This is a genomic window from Synechococcus sp. MIT S1220 (genome assembly GCF_047303025.1).
Classification (GTDB): Bacteria; Cyanobacteriota; Cyanobacteriia; order PCC-6307; family Cyanobiaceae; genus Parasynechococcus.
Genome location: NZ_CP138939.1, coordinates 1,118,869 through 1,139,511 on the forward strand (window position 1 = coordinate 1,118,869; position 20,643 = coordinate 1,139,511).

14 protein-coding genes and 2 tRNA genes are annotated in these 20,643 nt (G+C 51.5%); 6 read left to right on the forward strand and 10 right to left on the reverse strand.

Going from position 1 to position 20,643, the window contains the following annotated elements:
- Window positions 1-36: 36 nt before the first annotated feature.
- Window positions 37-1,386 carry an aldehyde dehydrogenase family protein gene (locus tag SIB64_RS05425; protein WP_413442887.1) on the reverse strand — a complete coding sequence of 450 codons (1,350 nt, stop codon included), beginning with the start codon at window positions 1,384-1,386 and terminating at the stop codon, window positions 37-39.
- A gap of 84 nt (window positions 1,387-1,470) precedes the next feature.
- Here SIB64_RS05425 and SIB64_RS05430 point away from each other — a divergent pair, with 84 nt between their 5' ends.
- Window positions 1,471-3,120 carry an alpha-amylase family protein gene (locus tag SIB64_RS05430; RefSeq protein WP_413442260.1) on the forward strand — a complete coding sequence of 550 codons (1,650 nt, stop codon included), beginning with the start codon at window positions 1,471-1,473 and terminating at the stop codon, window positions 3,118-3,120.
- Here the strand turns inward: SIB64_RS05430 and SIB64_RS05435 are convergent.
- Window positions 3,075-4,640 carry an FAD-dependent oxidoreductase gene (locus tag SIB64_RS05435; RefSeq protein ID WP_413442261.1) on the reverse strand — a complete coding sequence of 522 codons (1,566 nt, stop codon included), beginning with the start codon at window positions 4,638-4,640 and terminating at the stop codon, window positions 3,075-3,077. The two genes, SIB64_RS05430 and SIB64_RS05435, sit on opposite strands and share 46 nt — an antisense overlap.
- Window positions 4,633-6,138 (reverse strand): glycerol kinase, encoded by a 1,506-nt coding sequence (locus SIB64_RS05440; RefSeq protein ID WP_413442262.1) that lies wholly within the window; start codon window positions 6,136-6,138, stop codon window positions 4,633-4,635. The genes SIB64_RS05435 and SIB64_RS05440 overlap by 8 nt, the downstream gene beginning before the upstream one ends.
- 56 nt (window positions 6,139-6,194) lie before the next feature.
- Here SIB64_RS05440 and SIB64_RS05445 point away from each other — a divergent pair, with 56 nt between their 5' ends.
- A complete protein-coding gene (locus tag SIB64_RS05445; RefSeq protein ID WP_413442263.1) occupies window positions 6,195-7,640 on the forward strand; it encodes a glycoside hydrolase family 13 protein in 1,446 nt (481 codons plus the stop codon).
- Here SIB64_RS05445 and SIB64_RS05450 read toward each other — a convergent pair.
- Together SIB64_RS05450 and SIB64_RS05455 are read right to left on the reverse strand one after the other, a co-directional pair.
- Window positions 7,622-7,693, reverse strand: a tRNA-Thr gene (locus tag SIB64_RS05450). The two genes, SIB64_RS05445 and SIB64_RS05450, sit on opposite strands and share 19 nt — an antisense overlap.
- Before the next feature lie 9 nt (window positions 7,694-7,702).
- Window positions 7,703-7,784, reverse strand: a tRNA-Tyr gene (locus SIB64_RS05455).
- Window positions 7,785-7,884: 100 nt separating this feature from the next.
- Between SIB64_RS05455 and aroQ the strand changes: the two genes are divergently transcribed.
- From aroQ to SIB64_RS05470, 3 genes are all read left to right on the forward strand, one after another.
- Window positions 7,885-8,328 carry a type II 3-dehydroquinate dehydratase gene (gene aroQ / locus SIB64_RS05460; RefSeq protein ID WP_413442264.1) on the forward strand — a complete coding sequence of 148 codons (444 nt, stop codon included), beginning with the start codon at window positions 7,885-7,887 and terminating at the stop codon, window positions 8,326-8,328.
- Window positions 8,325-8,960, forward strand: coding sequence for a tRNA-(ms[2]io[6]A)-hydroxylase (locus SIB64_RS05465; protein ID WP_413442265.1), 636 nt, complete (start codon window positions 8,325-8,327; stop codon window positions 8,958-8,960). The genes aroQ and SIB64_RS05465 overlap by 4 nt, the downstream gene beginning before the upstream one ends.
- 1,121 nt (window positions 8,961-10,081) lie before the next feature.
- Window positions 10,082-10,474 carry a carboxymuconolactone decarboxylase family protein gene (locus SIB64_RS05470; RefSeq protein ID WP_413442266.1) on the forward strand — a complete coding sequence of 131 codons (393 nt, stop codon included), beginning with the start codon at window positions 10,082-10,084 and terminating at the stop codon, window positions 10,472-10,474.
- 37 nt (window positions 10,475-10,511) lie between these two features.
- Here the strand turns inward: SIB64_RS05470 and SIB64_RS05475 are convergent, their stop codons facing one another.
- Window positions 10,512-11,126 (reverse strand): DJ-1/PfpI family protein, encoded by a 615-nt coding sequence (locus SIB64_RS05475; protein ID WP_413442267.1) that lies wholly within the window; start codon window positions 11,124-11,126, stop codon window positions 10,512-10,514.
- A gap of 374 nt (window positions 11,127-11,500) precedes the next feature.
- On the opposite strand from SIB64_RS05475, the gene SIB64_RS05480 reads away from it, so the two are divergent.
- The gene (locus SIB64_RS05480) at window positions 11,501-12,061 is read left to right on the forward strand and encodes a hypothetical protein (RefSeq protein WP_413442268.1); all 561 of its coding nucleotides are present in this window, start codon (window positions 11,501-11,503) and stop codon (window positions 12,059-12,061) included.
- A gap of 105 nt (window positions 12,062-12,166) precedes the next feature.
- Here the strand turns inward: SIB64_RS05480 and SIB64_RS05485 are convergent, their stop codons facing one another.
- From SIB64_RS05485 to SIB64_RS05500, 4 genes are all read right to left on the reverse strand, one after another.
- Complete coding sequence (locus SIB64_RS05485; RefSeq protein WP_413442269.1) at window positions 12,167-13,582, reverse strand: 2OG-Fe(II) oxygenase family protein; 1,416 nt, start codon at window positions 13,580-13,582, stop codon at window positions 12,167-12,169.
- Between the two features lie 61 nt (window positions 13,583-13,643).
- Window positions 13,644-15,806 (reverse strand): STAS domain-containing protein, encoded by a 2,163-nt coding sequence (locus SIB64_RS05490; protein WP_413442270.1) that lies wholly within the window; start codon window positions 15,804-15,806, stop codon window positions 13,644-13,646.
- Window positions 15,807-15,877: 71 nt separating this feature from the next.
- A complete protein-coding gene (gene glgX, locus SIB64_RS05495; protein WP_413442271.1) occupies window positions 15,878-18,046 on the reverse strand; it encodes a glycogen debranching protein GlgX in 2,169 nt (722 codons plus the stop codon).
- 893 nt (window positions 18,047-18,939) lie between these two features.
- A complete protein-coding gene (locus tag SIB64_RS05500) occupies window positions 18,940-20,643 on the reverse strand; it encodes a SulP family inorganic anion transporter (protein ID WP_413442888.1) in 1,704 nt (567 codons plus the stop codon).

Below are 20,643 nucleotides of genomic sequence, written 5' to 3' on the forward strand. Positions count from 1 at the left end.
GACTGCTGCGGAACTTGGATTCAGATCCCTTCCGTTTCAGCCTGCAAGGCGGCGAAGAACCTTAAGTTCAATCTTGTAAGGGGGATAACGCAGCTTGAAATCAAACCGGAAGGGACGCCTCAGTACTGATTTGTGATGGCTGAAGGTGTCAAAACCACTCTGGCCGTGATAGCTGCCCATTCCGCTGGCTCCTACCCCTCCAAAGGGCATGTTCGGGACGCCCGCCTGCATGATCACGTCGTTGATGCAGACCCCTCCGGAGCTGGTGCAAGAGAGCACCTGGTCCTGCTGAACGGAGCTGCCTCCGAAGAGATACAGGGCCAATGGCTTCGGATCACGTCGGATCTCCCTGAGGGTTTCCTCAAGACTGTTCAGGGCCAGCAATGGGAGCAGCGGACCGAACAGCTCATCGGCCATCAGTGGATCCTCGCGATTAGAGACGGCGATCACAGTGGGTGCGATCCTCCGCTCTTCCGGGTTGATTTCGCCGCCAAGCAGGACCCTGCCATCCTCCTGAGCGTTTTCCAAAAGTTTGGCGAGCCTGTTGAACTGGCGTTCATTAATGATCTGAGCCAGCTGGCCTGATTCGAGGGGCTTCTCTCCGTACATCGCCATGCGTGCGTCCCCCATGGCGGCCAGCAGTGGTCCACGCTGCAGCTCATCAACAATGACGTGGTCGGGGGCAATGCAGGCCTGGCCGGCATTGAAGCCTTTTCCCCAGATCAGACGTCTGGCGCTCACGTTGAGATCTGCCCCCGGCAAAACGATCGCGGGGCTTTTGCCACCCAGTTCCAGCGTGACTGGTGTGAGGTGTTCTGCTGCTCCAGCCAAAACCTTGCGTCCGATGCTTCCTCCCCCTGTGAAAAAGATGTGATCGAACGGCATGGACACGAGCTCGGCTGCCACGGCTCCGTCACCTTCCACAACCGTGACGACTGTGTTGTCGAAGTGGGTTGAAACCAGACGGCTGATCAGGGCGGAGACCGAAGGTGCCTGTTCGGAGGGTTTGAGAACAGCCGTGTTGCCGGCTGCCAAAGCGCTGATCAGCGGCTGAAGCGTGAGGGAAAAGGGGAGATTCCATGGTCCGATGATCAGAACGCAACCCAGAGGTTCTGGAATAACCGTGGCCTGTCCTGGTCTCTGAGCGAGAGGGACCGGAACAACGCGGGGCCGCATCCAACGCCGCAGGTTCTTGATGGTGAGTTTGAGTTCTTGACGAAGTGCGATGAGTTCGAAGAAAGCTTCTGTTTGCGGCTTTCCCAGGTCGGCTGATAGCGCCTCCAGCACCTCCTGCTCATGGTTGGTGATGAGCTCCCCAAGGTGGGTGAGCTGCTCCATTCGCCAGCCTTGAGAGCGCGTCATCCCCGAGCCGACTTGGTCACGCATCTGCTCGAGATGGGAAGTGGGCAGGGTCACAGGGCTGACGAAAAGGTCCGACGGGTCTAGCAGTGGTGCAGCAGTCATTGGCTGATGGCCACTGCCCAACCTTGGTGGTCAGGAACCGTTATCTATCAGCTGATCGTTCGGAGTTTTTCCGATGGCAACGGTGATGGAATCGGAGATTTCAAGGGACTGGCTGCCAGGTTGCCCTATTTGCGCTGGTTGGGTGTCAAGACCCTTTGGCTGACTCCGACCTATCCGTCACCGCTGCTGGACGGTGGATACGACATCACGGATTTCACCGGCATCCATCCGGATCTGGGTGACCTCTCGTCATTTCATCGATTTCTCACGGCCGCCCACAGCCAGGGCATGCGTGTGATCCTCGACCTGGTGCTGAATCACACCAGCGATCTCCATCCCTGGTTCCAGCGGGCACGATGGGCTCCTAAGGGAAGTCTGGAACGGGATGTCTACGTCTGGAGTGACGATCCCCAGCGCTATGCCGATGCGCCGGTCTTGTTCCGTCATTTCGAGTCATCCAATTGGGAGTGGGATGAAGTTGCGCAGCAGTACTACCTGCACCGGTTCCTGCGTCATCAACCCGACCTCAATTACGCCAATCCCTGGGTGCAGGACACGATGCTGGAGGTCGTTGACTTCTGGCTCGATCGGGGCATCGATGGTTTCCGCCTCGATGCTGTGCCCTTTCTCTGTGAAGAGGAAGGGACGCGCTGCGAGGGATTGCCCAAGACCCATGCCTTTCTGAAACGGCTGCGGGAGAGGGTTGATGTCTGCGGGCGAGAGGTGTTGTTGCTGGGCGAGGCGATTCAGCCGGTGCAGGAGGCCGCTCCTTACCTTGCAGATGATGAGCTCCACGGTGCGTTCAATTTCGCGCTCACGGCTCATCTGTTTGCAGCAGTGGCCAGCGGCAATGCCCAGTCGCTGGGTGGCTGTCTGCAGGAGGCTCAGGATGCGACGCAGGGTTGCCGGTGGGCCATGCCGCTCCGCAACCATGATGAGCTCTGGCTTGGTGATGGTCATCTGATCCCTGAAGAGGTGATCCAGACCATCCGACTGGGTCTTCCCCAGGGCCAGGGCCACTGGCTGAACTGGGGCATCAATCGACGGCTGGCACCCCTTCTGAATGGTGATCCCCGTTCCAATCGCCTGCTGCATGGGCTGCTTTACAGCCTTCCCGGGATGCCATGCCTGTACTACGGCGATGAACTGGGAATGGGAGATTGGCCTGGATTGCGGGACCGAGATCCGAATCGCACTCCGATGGCATGGTCGCCTGCGCGTAACGGGGGCTTTTCAACAGCACCGGATCCTCTCCTTGTTCTCCCCCCGATCACGGCGCCTGGTTACGACTACAGGGTTGTGAATGTGGAGGTGCAGAAACAGTTGCCGGGGTCTCTGCTCAATTGGCACAGGCGCATGCTCACCTGTCGCCGCCTGTTGCCGGCTCTGCAATTAGGAGGCTTTCGTCTCCTGTCCTGTTCCCATCCCGGCGTGATCGCCTACGTGCGTTTCACGGAATCGATGACCGTGCTGGTGGCTGGGAATTTTACGGCTGCAGGCGCTTCAATCAGTTTGGATCTCTCCGCTTGGACAGGGGAACGCACCCGGGAGGTGATGTGGGGCTGTGAATTCCCTCCAGCGGCAGATGAGTGGTTTATCAACCTGCCGCCTTACGGCTTCAACTGGTGGTTGATCGGAGAAGTGGACGCCACCTGATCCAGCACGCCCTGCACCATGCCTGTAAGGCGTTGCGCCTCAGCGTTGTCCACCATCGCCAGCCTGAAGCGTCGTGCCAGAACGTCTTCACAGCTTCTCGCGTGTTCCCGCTGCACTGCATGGTGGATTTCTGCTTCACAGATCGGGATCACCGAACTGAGGGGCTCGCGCATCGCTGGTTTGGCTGCTTCGATCAGCGGCGCCGCCAGCAGGCCGTGATCGGCTTGTAGGTGAGCGATCTGATCGTCTTGCTGTCGGGTGTCAGGAAGCAGGGTCTGCAGCTGAACCCGCTGCGTCTCCAGAGCGCTGCGGGTGGCATCAATGCTGCCGGCTGCACCCAGGAGAGGAAGCTGTTGGGGCTGTGGGAAGGTCCGGCTGCTTTGTCTCTCCACCGCCTGCAACGTGTCCAGTGCCATGGGGCGGCAGGTGGTCCATTTCCCGCCCATCAGGCTGATGAGACCGCACGGCAGGGTCTCTACGTCGTGTTCCCTCACAACACGACTGCTGTCCAATTCATCTCCTGCAGGTCGGAGAAGCGGTCGTCCGCCGGCCCAGCGACTGGTCACGCTGACGGGACTTGTTGATGGAAACCATCGGCTCACATAGTCGAGCAGATAGGTTTCTTCATCCGCGGAAGGAAGGGTCGCTGCTGCCTGTTCACAGGGCTGGTCGGTGGTTCCTACAAGGGTGTGGCCGAAGAATGGGAGCATGAACAACACCCGTCCGTCATCGGTTGCAGGGACGAGCAGGCCGAGATCAGCGGGGCAAAGCTGCTCCCTCAGAACGAGATGGGTTCCGCGGCTGGTGAGCATCCTGGGTTCCGCGTCAGGATCTGCCATCTGTCGGATCGCATCGGCACCGATTCCAGTGGCATTGACGATGGTGGAGGCGCTCCAACGTTCACGGGTTCCGGTGTTGTCCTCACTCACGGCCGCTTGGATCCTGCCGCCGGCGTCCTTCTCGAGTTCCATCACCCGGCAACCACAGCGCAGAACAGCACCAGCCGATTCAGCGGTGAGGGCAAGCAGCAGATTTAAGCGAGCATCGTTGAACTGCCCATCGCTGTACGCTACGGCGCCCTGGCAGGGCTTGAGCAGGGGCAAAGCTTGTTGAAGTTGTTGCTTGTTGAGTTGTCGGCTTGAGCCAATGCCCTGACGTCCAGATAAGGCGTCGTACATCCCAAGGCCGATTCGGTAGTAAGCCTGTGCAAATCGGTGATTCGTCGGCAGGGCAAGCTCCAATCGATGGGCCAGGAATGGGGCTTGCCGAAGCCAGTGTCCCCGTTCCAGTAAGGCCTCCCGCACCAGATTGAGCTGCGCGAGATCAAGGGTTTTGAAAGCCAGCTCGAGGTATCGAACGCCGCCATGCAGCAGTTTGGTGCTGCGGGAGCTCGTGCCGCTCGCGATATCCGATGCTTCCAGCACCGCTACGGAGAGGCCTCGACGCACGGCTTCGTAGGCGAGAGAGGCGCCGCTCGCTCCTGCACCAATGACCAGAAGATCGAATCTGCGTTCAGCCATGCCAGCCAAGGCTCCGGGTCACGGCGTCATTCCACCGAGTGCGCCATGCTTCACGCCGGGATGTGTCCATCTGCGGTTCAAAAAGGGTGGCCCCATCGCTTCGGTGACGGACGAGCTCGTCAACCTTGTCGATCACACCAGCCTGGACGCCGGCGAACAGCGCTACGCCCCGTGCCGTGCTTTCGAGGTTGGCGGCCCGTCGCACGGTGAGCCCGGTGCAGTCCGCCTGGGCTTGAAGAAGCGGGTCTGAGGCCGCTGCACCACCATCGACGGCAAGCTCACCAAGGGGGGCATCCACGGCGGCTTCGGCCAGATCCACCAGAGTCGCCACGGACAAGGCGATTCCCTCAAGCGCGGCTCGGGCGATGTGGCCACGCCTGCTGTCGCGGGTGAGGCCGATCATCATTCCCCTCGCCAAAGGGTCCCAGTGAGGGGTCCCCCAGCCTGTGAATGCAGGCACAAGCATCACCCCACCGGAATCCTGAACATCCAAGGCCAGTCGATTGATATCGGAGGCCGTTTCGATGATTTGAAGGCCGTCACGCAGCCACTGCACCACGGTGCCGGCATTGAACAAGCTTCCTTCCAGGCAATAGGTGGCGACGCCGTTGGCATCGGTCCATCCAAGGGTGCTGAGCAGTCCGGCATCGGAACGGCGGATCGTGTCCCCTGTGTTGATCACCAGGAAAGCCCCAGTTCCGTACGTGCACTTCGCTTCGCCTGGATGGAGGCAGAGCTGACCGAGGGTGGCGGCCTGTTGATCTCCCAGAAGGGCATGGATCGGTCGTCCTGCGAAGGGCAAGCCCTCTGCAATGTGTCCGAAGTCACCGCGGCAGGGGAGCAGTTCCGGTAAGGCGCTCATCGGAAGACCGGTTTGATCACAGAACAGATCCACCCAGCAGTGCTCCTCCAGGTCCATCAGCAAGGTTCGGCTGGCATTGCTCATGTCGGTGGCATGGCGGCTGCCTCCAGTGAGGTTCCAGAGCAGCCAGGAGTCCACGGTCCCAAAACAGAGGTCGCCAGCAGCAGCAGCGCTCCTGGCGTCCTCTTGATGCATCAGCATCCATTCGATCTTGCTTGCACTGAAGTACGGATCCAGGAGCAGCCCCGTGCGTCGGCACCAGGACGCCTCCAACCCTTCCTCTTTCCAACGTCGACAGGTCGACGCGGTGCGGCTGTCTTGCCAGACCAGTGCAGGTCCGCAGGGACGGCCGGTACTGCGGCGCCAAAGCACGGTCGTCTCCCGTTGGTTGGTGATGCCGCAGCTGAGAACAGCTGCGCGCTGTTCGTCACTCAACGCTCCATGCAGCTCGTGCATGGCCTGCAGCTGGCTGCTCCAGATGGCGTTCGGATCCTGCTCCACCCAGCCGTCAGCTGGGTACTGAATCGGTAGGGGAGTGCTGGCTGTGGCGATCAGATCGCCACAGGTGTTGAACACGGCAGCCCTGGAGCTGCTGGTGCCTTGGTCGAGCGCCAGCAGAAGAGTCTGGTCTGCCATGGCCGTTCCTTTTCTTCTTCTTCCCTGCTAGCGAGAGGTCTGTGCACTGCAAAGCGATGGAAGCGGTCACGCCCTTCACCGAACCCCCTGCCTGGGTCTCGGATGCGGTCATTTATCAGATTTTTCCTGACCGTTTCAAGCGCAGTGGACGGGTTGATGCTCAGAGACATCTCACCCTCAAGCCATGGGGGACCGATCCGCGCGATGAGGGATTTCAGGGTGGAGATCTGTATGGGGTCATCGATGCTCTCGATCAGCTCCAGGCGATGGGATTCACGTGCCTGTACCTCACACCGATCTTCAGTTCAGCGTCCAACCATCGCTATCACGCCTACGACTACATGAAGGTCGACCCCCTGCTGGGGGGGGATACGGCCTTCGATCTCTTGGTTGAGGCAGTGCATCAGCGAGGGATGAAGCTCGTTCTCGACGGCGTCTTCAATCACTGCGGGCGAGGTTTCTGGGCGTTTCATCACCTCGCCGAAAACGGTGAGGCTTCTCCCTATCGGGACTGGTTTCATGTGAATCGCTGGCCCGTGAACCCCTATCCCAGTGATGGAAAGGACTGTGGCTACGACTGCTGGTGGGCCGTGCCCGACCTGCCGAAGTTCAACCACGCCAATGAGGGCGTCCGTTCCCATCTGCTTCAGGTGGGACGTCACTGGTTGGAGCGCGGCATTGATGGCTGGCGGCTCGATGTTCCTGCTGAGGTCCCTGCGGATTTCTGGGTGGACTTCCGCCAGGTTGTTCGGGAGGTCAATCCTGACGCTTGGATTGTTGGCGAGGTCTGGGGAGATGCCAGACCCTGGCTATCTGGAGAGCACTTCGATGGTGTGATGAACTACCGGCTGGGCTGGAGCAGCATCAGTTGGTCGGCTGGGGATCGGTTGCGACAGGGATATCGCAACAAGGAGTACCCCTTGATTCCTCTCAGTGGAGAGGAGCTGCTTGAGATCTGGGCCACCACCGCTAATTGGTATCGCCCGGAGGTCAACCGCGCCCAGATGAATCTGTTGGACAGTCACGATGTCCCTAGGGCCTTGCACAGCTTGCACGGTGATGTTCCGGCGTTGAAGCTCGCTCTTCTTCTGATTTTTCTTCAACCAGGTGCTCCATGCATCTATTACGGGACGGAGGCCGGTCTTGCCGGGGGGCCTCAAACGGAGCATTCGAGTGGTCCCGAGCCGGGCTGCCGCGAGGCGTTCCCATGGGAGGCGGATTGGCCCCATGATCTGAGGAATTTCATCGCTTCGCTCTCAAAACTGCGTCGGAACGTTCCGGCGTTTCGTCATGGAGATCTTCACTGGACGTCACTCGGCGCGGATGGCCTTCATGCCGTGGGTGCAGGCGTACGGGTTTGGATCAATCGTTCTCGTGATAAATCCCTGTCTCTACCAGGCGATTTGTCGGAACTCATATTTCAGCTTGGGAACGCCGACCTTGAACGTGGATCGATGGGAGGGCAGTCCGCCGTCGTTGTGAAAGCCCTTGACGAGACTTGAACTCGTGACCTCTCCCTTACCAAGGGAGTGCTCTACCGCTGAGCTACAAGGGCGTGTGGAGGTGGGCCGGGTTGGATTTGAACCAACGTAGGCAGAGCCAGCGGATTTACAGTCCGCCCCCATTAACCACTCGGGCACCGACCCGAACCACACCCGAAGAACTTACCAGTCGACGCGATCAACGTTGTTAGGAATGCAGCGTTGGCATCGATACGATCCACGCAACTGACCTCGGCGACGGCGCATGCATCTGCTGCTGCTCAACGGCCCCAACCTGAACCTGCTGGGCCAGAGGGAGCCAGGGATTTATGGCCACAGCACTCTGTCCATGATCGAGGCGGACCTCAAAAGAGAAGCGGAGGCCGCTGGGGCCGAGCTCGCATGTTTTCAGAGCAATTTTGAGGGTGCGTTGGTGGACAAAATCCACGCTGCCATTGGCTCAGTGCACGGCATCCTGATCAATGCCGGGGCTTACACCCACAGTTCCATTGCCCTGCGTGATGCCCTCGCGGGCGTGGCGATCCCTTATGTGGAGTTGCATCTCAGCAATACGCATTCCCGCGAAACCTTTCGCCATCATTCGTTTTTGGCCGCAGGGGCTGTGGGTGTGGTGTGTGGCTTCGGCGCAATGAGTTATTCCCTGGCCCTTCAGGGCTTGCTTGAGCACCTGCGGGCTCAGGCTTCATGACGGCATCACCTCCGCTGAAATCCACCGCATCGATTCGATGGTTGAAATCCGCAACCAGTCGGACCTGGTTGGATCAGGCCATCGCTCGACCAATCGAGCTACTGATCGATCACGCCCACTGCGAGAGGAAGGCGGCAGGGGCAGCAGTTCAGATGATGTTTCGCTACCTCTGCGAGCCAGGTCTTGGAGAGGTGCTCAGCCCCCTTGCCAGGGAGGAACTCGAACATTTTGAGCAGGTTTTGGCGGTCCTAACGAGCCGAGGCCATTACCTCGAACCTCTCCCCGCGCCTGCCTACGGCGCAGAACTCGCTCGCCGAATTCGTAAAACTGAGCCTCATCGCATGCTCGATTCATTTCTTGTGGCAGGGCTGATTGAAGCCAGGAGTCACGAGCGCATGGCTTTGTTGGCTGAACACAGTCCTGATGCTGAGTTGCGCAACTTATACAGCGACCTTCTCATTAGTGAGGCGCGTCATTTCGGGATTTACTGGACCCTGGCGGAATCGCGATGGTGCCGAACGATGATTCAGGAACGGTTGGATGAGCTTGCGGATGCCGAGTCCACCGCTTTAAATGGCACTCTGCTGCGGCCTCAAGACATCAGGATGCATTCGGTTGGAATCATCGTTTAAAGATGATTCACCTGGGTCCTGATTGCAAAATCGTTGGATCTCAGTCAATGATTGATCATCCTGGACGCTCTTTATCTGCTTAGACGTCGTGCAGAACAAACAAGATTTTCCGGGCTGATCCAGGTTGCTTGATTCATTCCATCACCGATCCCTGCTGGCGATTGATTGAAAACTATCTAAGTGATTGATCCAACATCCGTCATTAATTAGCCTTAGCCATTGCATGGATAAAGTTGATTTAAATGTCAAGAAGCATATGTTACGGCTATTGACGCTGGTCGAACTCATTTAAGATCCACATTTTAGTGACCGCTGCGGAAAGATTGTGGCCTTTAGAAGAATAATTGCCAGTCAATAAATCTTTCCCGAAGTGGCGGGACATTGCAGCCAAAGATCCTATGAGTTCGCTGCTGTTGAACTACGACATAAGGGCTATCTTTGGTGATCCTAAGATCCTGAAAAAGGATCTCAGGTTTTGCGTTGCAACAAGCCGTTGGTGCATCTTTTTGAGATGGATGACGAGAATCCTGTTTCCCTGTCACAGTAGTTCGCGTGTGTGTTGTGATCTTGGAACATTGGCCGCGACATTTGGTAGTACTACCAAGGCCGTGGGTTTGCATTCACTGAAGAGGCTGGCAGCGTAAGGCCGTCGATATCACAACATGATTGTGTGCATTGACTTGCTGATTACAGCACCACAATCCAAGGTGAAATTGAGGTTTTCTCTTTTATAGGATCAGTTGCTCCTGAAGTCATCAGTGTTTCATTCTTAATCGTCACCTTTAGTCTCTTGGAAACCGGGCGTCTTGCATCCTGGGGAGGGGTCATGAACGGTCAATTGCGGGTATTTGGACTTATCCGGCATGCCGGAGCGGCTCGCAGATGTTATGCGAAGAGCTCGATTTTTTTAATCGTGATGTGATGTTTGGAAATAATTATTTTCAATTAAATGATAAGCATATTGATGACGCACTTCAGTGGCACAATATTGCCCAAAAAGGCTGGGATGTGTGCTCACCATAGGATTGGGATCTTGGATGGGATACAGCGTACCAACGAGGCCAGGGCAATCAATAAAAAAATGGAACACTGTTAAGTCCTGGGAAATTGACTAGATTGAAATGTCTGCTTTCTTTTTCATGGATCTACACGAGAATGCTGTTACTGGTGATGACGATCTCTGTAATGCGTTAAGCGGCGTTAATCCAGCATTTGGAGATTTTTGTGTCCGTGTCGCCGCCGAGGCATGGGGAAAACCACTGATTGATCAGAAGACCAAGGCTTTACTTGCCGTTGCCTTGGATGTCGATAATCAATCCTTTCATGGCCCGGGGGTTCCTTTCGAGGCCCATGTTCTGATGGCACTCAAGCAGGGCACGAGCTTTGCGGAGCTTGAAGAATTACTGTTATGGACGTGTGTTTACTGCGGCTTCAACAAAGCGGCCGGAGCTTTTGGAAGGCTGAATGAGTTGAAAGAGAAGTATCAAGATCAATTCCCCTCTCCCGCTGTTTGAATTCATTCAGCCATAGGGTAAGCAGCCTGGCGTTTGATCAGGCTGCTTCGATCTCTTTCAGGAAGAGATCGATGAGTTCGTCAGTAAAAGCGGGATGCTTGGCACTGATCAAGTCGCCGTCTACCACACTTCCTACGGTTCCATCATCCCCGTACTGAACATCACCTCCGGCATTTTCAACGTCGCAGAGAATATTGTGCGCACAAGTTACTTTTTTGCCCTCTAGGAGTGAGCGATCGGCACACATCAACCATAGTGAGTGACAAATTGTACCTAATTTTACGCCAGGAGTCGCTCCGATTTTACGGAGCAGCTCAACGGCTGGTGCGTCGTTTGGTTTATTCTTTTCAGGCTTGACCGTGTAACGCAGTCGATCCGTTGCGTAGGCACCAATTAATAAGAAACCTTTGTAATCGCTAGGGTTCACCTCTTTTACGTCTTTGGAGACCGTCAAATGTTCTTCCACCCAGCCATTATCAGGATTCGATCCAAATTGAAGAGATGAATTTCCCCATAAATTTGATATGTACTCCAAATCATATCCTGCTGAAGGAAACCGTCTATTGAACAAACGATATTCTGTCATGTCGAAATGTTCTTCAATAAACACCCCGACTTTTCCTTTTGAATTTCCGTGTGCGTTTAGCAACATGAGAGGGATACGTTGTGGATTGGCATGGCGTCAAGGCTTCATCATGAAGGCCTTTACGTATAAATGCTAAGGACGGCATGACGTTGGGGTTCATGAAATCTTATTTTTTTTATTTTTGATTGTTGTTTTTGACAGCTTCTGTCTTGTGATGGGAAAGCCGCATTTGGCTTGTCATCGTCTTTTCTTTATCAGAATTTTTGAACCTGTGCTTACCGCTTTTCTATTTCGTAGCTAGCCTTGGCTTGAATGATTAAACGTGGCAAATGATGACACTAAGATTGGTTTCCGCATCAAGTACGATTTTCCCAAAGGTCAACGGTATGACCTGAGTTCAGGCTGTTGGCTGTTTAACTTGCTACTTTCTCAAAAGCACAATGGCTCGTCAAAATTACTACAAAGATCTATCCGCTGATTATTCTCGGCCTGGACTCGTTCCTGAAGACGTGCAAAAGAAATTAATCGCACGTTCTGATGAAATAGCCAAGCTTCAGGAAGCGGAACTTCCGGTCATTGGTCCTGACTACACACTCGAGCAGATTGAAGCTGAAAACCGTGAGTTTTGGCCGACACATTGCGAGGCGCTCCGTCAGGGCCGCGGCGATCTTCTGACCAGGGAATATCGTCCTGATCTCGTTTATCACTGTCAGGATGGTCCTTATCATGGGATCAAAGAGCAGCAGCAACGAGAAAAGCACTGGTGGGCCATCATTGCTCAGCCCGGAGTCACAATGTGCTGGCCAATCGTTCAGTTTTGGGGTGAATTTACTCACTTCGAATGGATCTGCTTTGATGACAATACCCATGAACAGATTGCCAAAGGTAGTGTCTGTTGGGTACGACGCGGTCATCGTGGTGGTTGTTATTACAAGAGTGAGCAACTCACATTTGTTCGCGATGTATTTGCTTCTGATGCTTTACTTGCGCCTTACAAGTAACAATGCAGGCCTAAATATTTGCAAACTTGCAATATTTGCCCAATAGATATGCTCAAATAGAGAGATCGGGCAGATGATAGTCTATTTGGTCTCTTTATTTGCGACTTAATTGAAATTAAATGCAATGCATACCCTTTCGTTATCCTTGCTTTTTTGTGGCACAGTTTCATGCGGCATATAGCTTGGAAACAGAACAACAAGGCCGGCATTCGGACTGATGCTTAAAGGTGACTGTGTTGAGAAGATTAGATTTCCCTCATCTGTTTCTTTTGATGATGTTTCATTGGGAGTCGCGAGATAGATGACGCCACTGATTTTTGCTTCGGGGTGAATATGTCTTTTTTGGTATCCCCCTTGCTTTAAGATCACTCCCCAACCACTAATCGAGGTTTCGTTAGGATCGAGGCTGATTGGCAGAGAGGATTGTTCAGCCAGGTAGATCTCAAGGGATTCTCTTAGGTTGGATTCTAAAAAACGAATGTTTTTGCCGGCCTGTTGAGAAAATAATTCATGGGTTTGAAATCCTTGTCGTGTGGGTTTACCTGCTCGATTCCAAACAAGGCTTGCTTCAGATCGGATCTCCTTGATTAAATCCACAATAATTTTTGAATCGGCAGGAATAAGTTGTTCTGTGTAGACAACTTCAGAAGGATTGTACGATGAAGCTTTTCCGAATTCCCTCTGAAATTCACTTGGCAACTCCGTAACAATCGCTTGCAATCGAATGGGATCAATGAGGCTTTGATCTTTTTTCAAGGTCTCAAGAACCTGTGACCAGTTCTTTGACTCAATGGCGCGATAGCAGGCCTCCACCCCCGTATATGGTTTCTGATTATTGTTATTTTCTTCTCCAGCACCAAGTGCTTGAAGGGCTTGCTGTGCTTCTGGTGCGTTAGGTACAAGAAACAGACATTTGTTAAAACACTGCTTTGCTTCCGGGTTCTGGCCAAGCAATGCAAGAAACTTTCCAAGATTAAAATGTCCAAGAAATTGTCTTGGATAATTTTCAACAACCTTTCTATAAAGCACCTCTGCTTCTTTGTAATAACCGAATTCAGATTCAACAATGGCTAGGTTGGTTAGAAGAGAAGGGTCTTGTGAATATTGCTCTAAACCATGCAGAAGAACATCTTTTGCTTGTGCTAGTTGCCCTTGCCGTATAAAAGCTTCGCTCAAATTAATTGTGAGATCAACTGGTTGAGACGTGATGTTATTAATTGAATTCAAAAGCTTTATTGTTAGTTTGTCATTCTGTGTAATTGTTGCTGATTTTGCAATCATGTAGCGGAGTTGTATAGGTATACTGTTTTGTTTTTGAGTTGACTTATAATTTTTTTCAAAAAAAGCGATCAAGTCTTGATGGCGATTTTGCATCTGCATCAATCGCCCAATGTTTAAGGCGATGCCTGCATTCTCAGGATTGGCTGCATAGGCTTTGAGAAAATGCTGTTCAGCTGTTGAGAGATCACCACGCATTGCAGCCTCAACACCACTGCGGTTGTGATCGGGAGTCGTGGGCATCAAGAATGAGATAGATAAAAAAAGTCAGCCGATTTTATCGACTGACTTTATGTTAATGAGATCAGCTAATTACTTGAAATTCTTCGTCAAGTTCGGCATCTTTAAGGGCTTGTGAGACCTCAGGATTTAATCCTTTTAATTTGAGGCTGAAATTGGCGCCGCGTTGTTGCTTCGTAAACAGCAAGTAGTTCCAGCCGGTATCATCAATGGTGTCGAGGTTGGTCAGGTCAAGAACAACTCCTTTCAAGTTTGCGACGCTTTCAATAGAACGCTTTAGATAATGAAGTCTGCTTCTTGTTAAACATCCATCAAGCGTAAAGGTGCCAATACCATCTTCAAAGGTTGTCATTCCTGCACTGAAACCGAGGCCCGCGGGTTCAATACGAACACGGACGCGCACAGGCTTATCATGCTCCGGCAAATTAACGATTAATTTTTCTTTATCAAAGTCGGTATGATTTTTGTCATCAATCCAAACCTCTGAGAGTTGGATGCTTCCTGGTGGTAGCAGATCTGGTGCGACACGTAATTTGTTGTCAGGCCATGCCTGAGGTTCTGGACGGAAGAAGAAATCCATCGGGATTTTATTCACCAATAGATTGGAGTAAATTGCGGCAAGGAAGCAAAGCTCAAATGAGTGATATCCAGCCATAGAATGGCTACCCTTGCCTCGCTCAGAGCCAAGTGCATAGGGTTGGCCATTGGCAAGAACATTGAAGTAGACACCACCCTGTTCGTAATCAAGGAACCACCCGTTGTAGAAGGCACTCCCTTCTCGTGCGAAGCGTAGATATTCAGGTTTATCGTTGTATACGCCTGCCATGATGTAGTAGGCAAGGATGCCTTGCTCCTGCTGCCACCAGGCTTTGCGATCATGCCAAACCCGTCGATAATGCTCTTCCCCATCTTTTAAAGTCCTTTCCATCATGTCGTACCACCCGCCGCGCTGGTTATCACAACCTGCAGGGGGGATTGCATCGGCGATTTGATGGGCAAATTTCACATAGCTCTCCTTGGGCATCAGGCTATGCATGCGGGTGAGGTTCCAAGCCACTTTGAGGTTGTGTCCGACAACGCACCGTGCTTGGTGAATTCCCCACTTCAGATCACGGCCCCAATCATCAAAGAACTTTTCGTTCATGAATGGACTGTATCCATAATCAGGGAAATGATCACAGATCGTATCGAAGGTATCCTCAAGGAACGTTGCGTAACCTTCTTCCTCTGTGGCGAGATAAAGATTAATCAGATAAGCAGGAGCATGGTCTCCAACGGAATTCCAATTCTTCTTGGCTTTATTGACACCAAGTGAATCAGCCTTTGGATCGAAGGTGACTGGATCGACATGGGAATAGTAACCACCGTAGGGACCGTGGTCCTTATAGAAACGGTTCAGGAATGAAATTGTGTCGTCAATGTCTGTCCGGATGTTTGGGGTTCCGGTGAGTCTGTAGGTTTGAGTTGGCCCTGCCAGAGCGTAAATCTGTTCATAGCAAGGAATGGCATTGCCACCCTCGTCACCTCCAGCAGTGGATCCCATGTACTTACGGACAGACCCATCTGATTGAATATCAATCTGGCTGTACCAATAACAAATTCCCTCGGATTTGTTCTGATGGCGGAAGTGTCGTTGCATATATTCAGTTCCGTTCAGCGATGCTTCTAGGGCACGCTCATCCCCTGTAATCATATAAGCGGTGGCAAAGCCATAAATCAGTCTAGATATTGTGTCAAGATTTTGGACGCCGTCCTGTTTCCCTCCTTCAGCACTCAGATCAGTACGAAACTTCTTGAAGTCGATAGTTTCACCTTCTTCAACACCAAATTGGGATTCAAGATAGAAATTCAAAAGTTGCTGGATCTGGTGAATCCACCAGTTTTGCTCTTCAATTCGAAGACTATCTTTTGCTCCCCCAAAAAGAAGGATATGTTTGGCTTCAAATTTTAATCCATTCGTTTCAGGATAAAAAAGTCCATAAGCATGGATGAAGCGATCTTCAACCAAGATCTGCTTCATATCAGGTGCTACCTGGAAGGGCTCACCCAGGTTGCGAACAACCTCTGCATAACAAGCGTCTGTTATTTTGACAGTGTAAATACGGCCGTCAGATGTCTCTAGGTCGATTTGACCTTTGCAATCAAATTGGTCTGGATAGGAAACATTTCTGATGTAACCAGCGATTAGATCTGAGAACGGAAAGTTGAGCTGATTGGAGGAGGTCATGGAAGGTAGCGGTGAAAGATGAAAATATGCAGAGGTTGAAGCTGTTAAGAAATTGTGAGTGACATTTGGCTTTAGGTGGCTGCTCGCGAAACGAGAACCACAATGCTTCGGCCAGTTACAATATAGTTACTATCTGAGATTTTGACTTGTTGTTCGCGTTCTACTATGTCGTCAGGTGAAGGCAAAGAAGTATCAATTAGTCGATGCCAATCAAGGCCATTAAACTGAGGGATTTCGAATTCTATAGCGTCCCAGTACATATTCATCATTACATGCATGTTCATCGTTTGATCTGTGTCTTCAGCAGTGTCACCACGCGTATAAGCTAGGCACCGAGCCTCTGGGTCGTCCCAGCCGGGCTCATTGATCCGAGGGCCATGCCAATGAATGTCACTGATGCCGAATCGATTGGTTTTTCCCGCAAAGTAGCGACCACTAAAGTGGTTGCGTAGCAGGAGTCTTTTTTGAATAAGTTTTGACCAGAACCGAATCATCTCCTGACTTTCCGGAGAATTGATTTTGTCCCAGTCAAACCAATTGATCTCATTGTCGTGGCAATAGGTGTTGTTGTTGCCACCTTGGCTCCGTTTGAATTCATCTCCTGCGACGATCATGGGTACGCCCATTGACGTCAACATAAGAGTTGCAAAGTTTTTAACTTGTCTTGCGCGTAGATCATTAATCCATTTGTCGTCCGTTTCTCCTTCAACGCCGCAATTCCAACTGACGTTGTCATTGATTCCATCGTTATTTCCTTCGCCATTTGCCCAATTGTGTTTTTCATTGTAAGCACATAGATCGTATAAAGTAAATCCATCATGTGCGGTAATAAAGTTGATGCTGTTGACAGGCTCCTCTCGCCTTACTTGATATAAATCAGAACTACCAGTCAACCTTGCCGCCACTTCGCTGATGAGGCCAGGATCACCTTTGACGAAGCCGCGTATTGCATCACGATACTTTCCATTCCATTCAGCCCATCTTGCTCCTGGGAAATAACCAATTTGGTATAGTCCTGCTGCATCCCAGGCTTCAGCAATAACCTTGCTTTTTGCAAGAATATCATCAAGTTCAATGGCCCAAATCACAGGAGGATGTTCTAGTGGAGCGCCTGATTCTCCTCTGCTTAACACCGAACCTTCGTCAAACCTGAATCCATCTACATGCATTTCTTCTACCCAGAAACGCAGAGAGTCGAGAATTAATTTCTCACCAACGGGATGGTTGCAATTAAAAGTGTTGCCACAACCTGTGTAGTCGTAATAAAATTCTTTTGAGCCATTGGCGCCTGTTAAAAAATAATATGTTGAGTTATCAATTCCTTTGAAGCAGAAGGTTGGTCCCTGATGATTTCCCTCGTCCGTGTGGTTGTAAACTACATCCAGAATAACCTCGATCCCCGCGCGATGCAGGGCCTTGACCATGTCTCTAAATTCGCGAATATGCTGCCCATCGCTATGTGAAACACAATAGGCTTGATGTGGAGAGAAGTAGCCAACTGTACTGTAGCCCCAATAATTAACGAGTTTTTTGCCATCATGTTCTCTGAGAACATCTGTATGGTCAAAACAAAGTGGCGGTAGTAATTCAACCGCAGATACTCCCAGTTTTTTGAGATAGGGGATTTTTTCGATTAACCCCAGAAAGGTTCCTGGATTTTCAACACCACTGCTAGGGCTTTTTGTGAAACCCCCAACGTGCATTTCATAAATAACTGATTCAGCCATTGGGGTTTGTAATGGCTGATCACCCTCCCAATCGTAGTCATTCGTGTCTATGACGACACTTCGCATGCTGGTTTTTACGTTATCCCCAGGTATACAAGCATCAACTCTTTTCCATCGAGATAGGTTGTTGGCTCTTGCATAGGGATCGATCAGAACTTTCTGTGGATCAAAACGGTGTCCATTCCATGGATCGTGGGGGCCATCCACACGGTATGCATATCCCATGCCATGAGATGCACCCTCAATAAAGACATGCCAAATATTGAAACTACGGTTTCGAGACGGATCTAGTTCAATAACGCGGGTTGGTTCTTCATCACCAGGGTGTGCGAAAAGAAGAAGGCTGACTGCCGTAGCATTCGCGCTGTAGAGGGAAAAGTTAACCCCTTCTTCACTGACAGTTGCACCAAATGGATGAGCAGATCCTACGTATCGACGTAAGGGCGTATCAGCGGCTTCAAGGGGAAATCCTTTTAAAGTCTGTTGTGGATTTTCCTTTAGGAGAGATGTCATTGAAGTTGATTGAGCGACGAGGGTGTTGTTGTGATGTAGGTCGAATGATTCGACACGTCGTCTTGGGTTGGTGATGTAGTCTTAACTCATTAATTTGGTAGCAGTAAATTCGATCAGGTTCCTGCCATTGTTTATATTGTCGCCAAATGCTGACGTAGCAGGAGTTTTGTTCGACTTCGCTTGGGCTGCCTAGGACCTTTTGTTCTCATTGAATCGTGTAGGCGTTGCATTTGATGCCTCTTTTTTTCGGAATCTGAAGTCTTAGACGTAATAAATTGAGAGTTAATTGTTATATATATTTTCAAAGGAAGATTGTTTCGCGCGTATTCGCGAATGATGGCCTTGTAAATCTTCTATTGTTGGCTGAAAGTTGCGTATTTTATGCAAATTAATGAAATCATTTGGGTGGCTTTGATTGATTGATTGATGGGGAAGCGAGTGGACAATGTTATGAGGCCATTTTTTGCTTTTGCCTTTGATGTTAAGGTTAAAATGTGATGGAGGAGGGGTTGCGGGGATTTTTTCTGATCTTGGCGGGATAGTAATTGGCATGAATTCCTGATTTATAGCAAGTATGTGTTAAGGGGAGAGGCGATTTAAGCTTTTATTTTTGTTTTTTGCTTTTCTCTGTTGGGTTGCTTGTGCACGGCCTCTGTTGATCAGCCGTTGATGCGTACCTTTTTTGTTTGGTATTCGAGGATTTTTTTGGTTTATTTCCTTGATGTAAAATCGGTGCTTGCGTGGGGGTAATGAATTGCTGCTGTCATGATTAATGGTCTTTTGATTAGCTCTTGCTTTGAGGCGCGGTGCTAATTTGATTTCTTCATTTTTGAGTTGGAATACTTTTAGCCGATGAATTAATGGAGGAGTTAATTGTTTGTTTGATTCTGTTCCTAATGATTATGAAGGGCGACTTCGTTGATAATTTCCTGGGCTGTTTGCAGGGCTTCCAGTCGTTGGTCAATCAGCTTGCTCACGCCAAATTGAAGTAATCGTTTTTTTACTTTCCCCGCTGCACCCGCGACCAGCGCCACACGACCTTCCGCGCTGGCTTCTTCCACCATGCGTTCAATGGCCAGCGTTGCAGTGACTCCTAAATGGGGAACTTCGCTGATGTCGAGAACGAGTACCTTGTAATTTTGCAGAAGTCCCATTCTGGCACTAATCCCTTTAGCAGCTCCAAAGCTCAAGGGACCACGCAAGCAGAACAACATCACATCACCCTCGCAGGAGTCGAGTATTGATTGTTCTTTTGCGGTAAGTACACCCTCTTGAACACCGTGGGCATCTGCGTCCATTGGGTTGTCTGCTTCGATCTTCTCCAGCTGGACTTGAGTCATTGAGTCCACGGTCAATAAATTTGCAATAAACATCCCGACAAGGACTCCCCAGATCAAATCCCAGAACACAGTCATCAACAACACTCCGTACATCAGGGCCGCTGTTTTGCCTGACAGACGATGTGCTCTTAAAAGAAAGCCCCAATCGATGATATCCAGGCCAACTTTGATCAGGATTCCTGCCAGAAGTGCAGTCGGTATCTCACTTGCCAGTGATCCTGCGCCGACTAAAACCATCAATAGAACGATTGAATGGGTCATTCCAGAGATGGGTGTTGCACCTCCGGATTTGATGTTGATTACCGTACGCATCGTTGCTCCAGCACCAGGTAATCCCGACAGGAAGCCTGCTGCAGTGTTGGCAATTCCCTGTCCGATTAATTCACGATTTGAATCGTGATTGGTCTGGGTGATGTTGTCAGCAACCAGTGATGTAAGTAGCGAATCGATCGCACCTAAAAGGGCAAGAACCAATCCTGCCTTCACAAGTTCTGGCAGATGTTGGCTGAAATTCGGCATCACAAGCCTCAACCCTCCCCCTGGAATCGTGCCGATCCGTGCGATGGGTTCCAGATCCAGTTGGAGTAAACGACTATCCGAGAACAACAGGATCGATAGAGGCGTAACTACCAGCAACGCCAGAAGAGGCGATGGGATCCAGGTTCTGATTCGTGCCGGGGTCAGGAAGACAACCGCCAGTGTCATGAGCCCAACGCCGATTGCCGCTGGGTTGGGCGTTGGATTTTCGATCAATCCCTTCAAGGACTCCACCACTCCCCCTCGCGTGCTGATGCCGAGGAATGGACCGATCTGCAGAACCAAGATGATGAATCCGATGCCTGACATGAAGCCAGAAACCACGGAATACGGCACCAACGTGATGTACCTGCCAAGGCGGAGCAGCCCGAGAAGAGCTTCAAAGATCCCTCCCAAAACAACCGCCGCCATCACCAGAGGAAGCATTTCCCCCGCAGCTAGATCTCTGGAAATGCCAATCGCTGCAAGGCTCGATACAACGCCTGCCACCGTGACGCTCATCGGTCCGGTCGGTCCGCTCACCTGTGCAGGGGTGCCTCCGAGCAGGGCAGCGATGAAGCCGGCCACAATCGCGCCATACAGACCATAAATCGCACCTCCCGTGCCTAAAGCTGCGTTTCCGAATGCCAAGGCGAGTGGGAGTGCGACCACAGCGGCCGTTAGGCCCCCCAAAAGATCACCGCGCAGGTTCCGCGTGTTCAGGCCATGAATCAGTGCCAT

Excerpts from the sequence above, each read along its gene's own strand:
- SIB64_RS05480 (WP_413442268.1), top strand. The coding sequence starts at position 11,501 with ATGGCTCGTCAAAATTACTACAAAGATCTATCCGCTGATTATTCTCGG.
- aroQ (WP_413442264.1), top strand. The coding sequence starts at position 7,885 with ATGCATCTGCTGCTGCTCAACGGCCCCAACCTGAACCTGCTGGGCCAG.
- glgX (WP_413442271.1), bottom strand. The coding sequence starts at position 18,046 with ATGACATCTCTCCTAAAGGAAAATCCACAACAGACTTTAAAAGGATTT.
- SIB64_RS05430 (WP_413442260.1), top strand. The coding sequence starts at position 1,471 with ATGGCCACTGCCCAACCTTGGTGGTCAGGAACCGTTATCTATCAGCTG.
- SIB64_RS05435 (WP_413442261.1), bottom strand. The coding sequence starts at position 4,640 with ATGGCTGAACGCAGATTCGATCTTCTGGTCATTGGTGCAGGAGCGAGC.
- SIB64_RS05500 (WP_413442888.1), bottom strand. The coding sequence starts at position 20,643 with ATGGCACTGATTCATGGCCTGAACACGCGGAACCTGCGCGGTGATCTT.
- SIB64_RS05490 (WP_413442270.1), bottom strand. The coding sequence starts at position 15,806 with ATGACCTCCTCCAATCAGCTCAACTTTCCGTTCTCAGATCTAATCGCT.
- SIB64_RS05475 (WP_413442267.1), bottom strand. The coding sequence starts at position 11,126 with ATGTTGCTAAACGCACACGGAAATTCAAAAGGAAAAGTCGGGGTGTTT.
- SIB64_RS05465 (WP_413442265.1), top strand. The coding sequence starts at position 8,325 with ATGACGGCATCACCTCCGCTGAAATCCACCGCATCGATTCGATGGTTG.
- SIB64_RS05470 (WP_413442266.1), top strand. The coding sequence starts at position 10,082 with ATGTCTGCTTTCTTTTTCATGGATCTACACGAGAATGCTGTTACTGGT.
- SIB64_RS05440 (WP_413442262.1), bottom strand. The coding sequence starts at position 6,138 with ATGGCAGACCAGACTCTTCTGCTGGCGCTCGACCAAGGCACCAGCAGC.
- SIB64_RS05425 (WP_413442887.1), bottom strand. The coding sequence starts at position 1,386 with ATGCGTGACCAAGTCGGCTCGGGGATGACGCGCTCTCAAGGCTGGCGA.
- SIB64_RS05445 (WP_413442263.1), top strand. The coding sequence starts at position 6,195 with ATGGAAGCGGTCACGCCCTTCACCGAACCCCCTGCCTGGGTCTCGGAT.
- SIB64_RS05485 (WP_413442269.1), bottom strand. The coding sequence starts at position 13,582 with ATGCCCACGACTCCCGATCACAACCGCAGTGGTGTTGAGGCTGCAATG.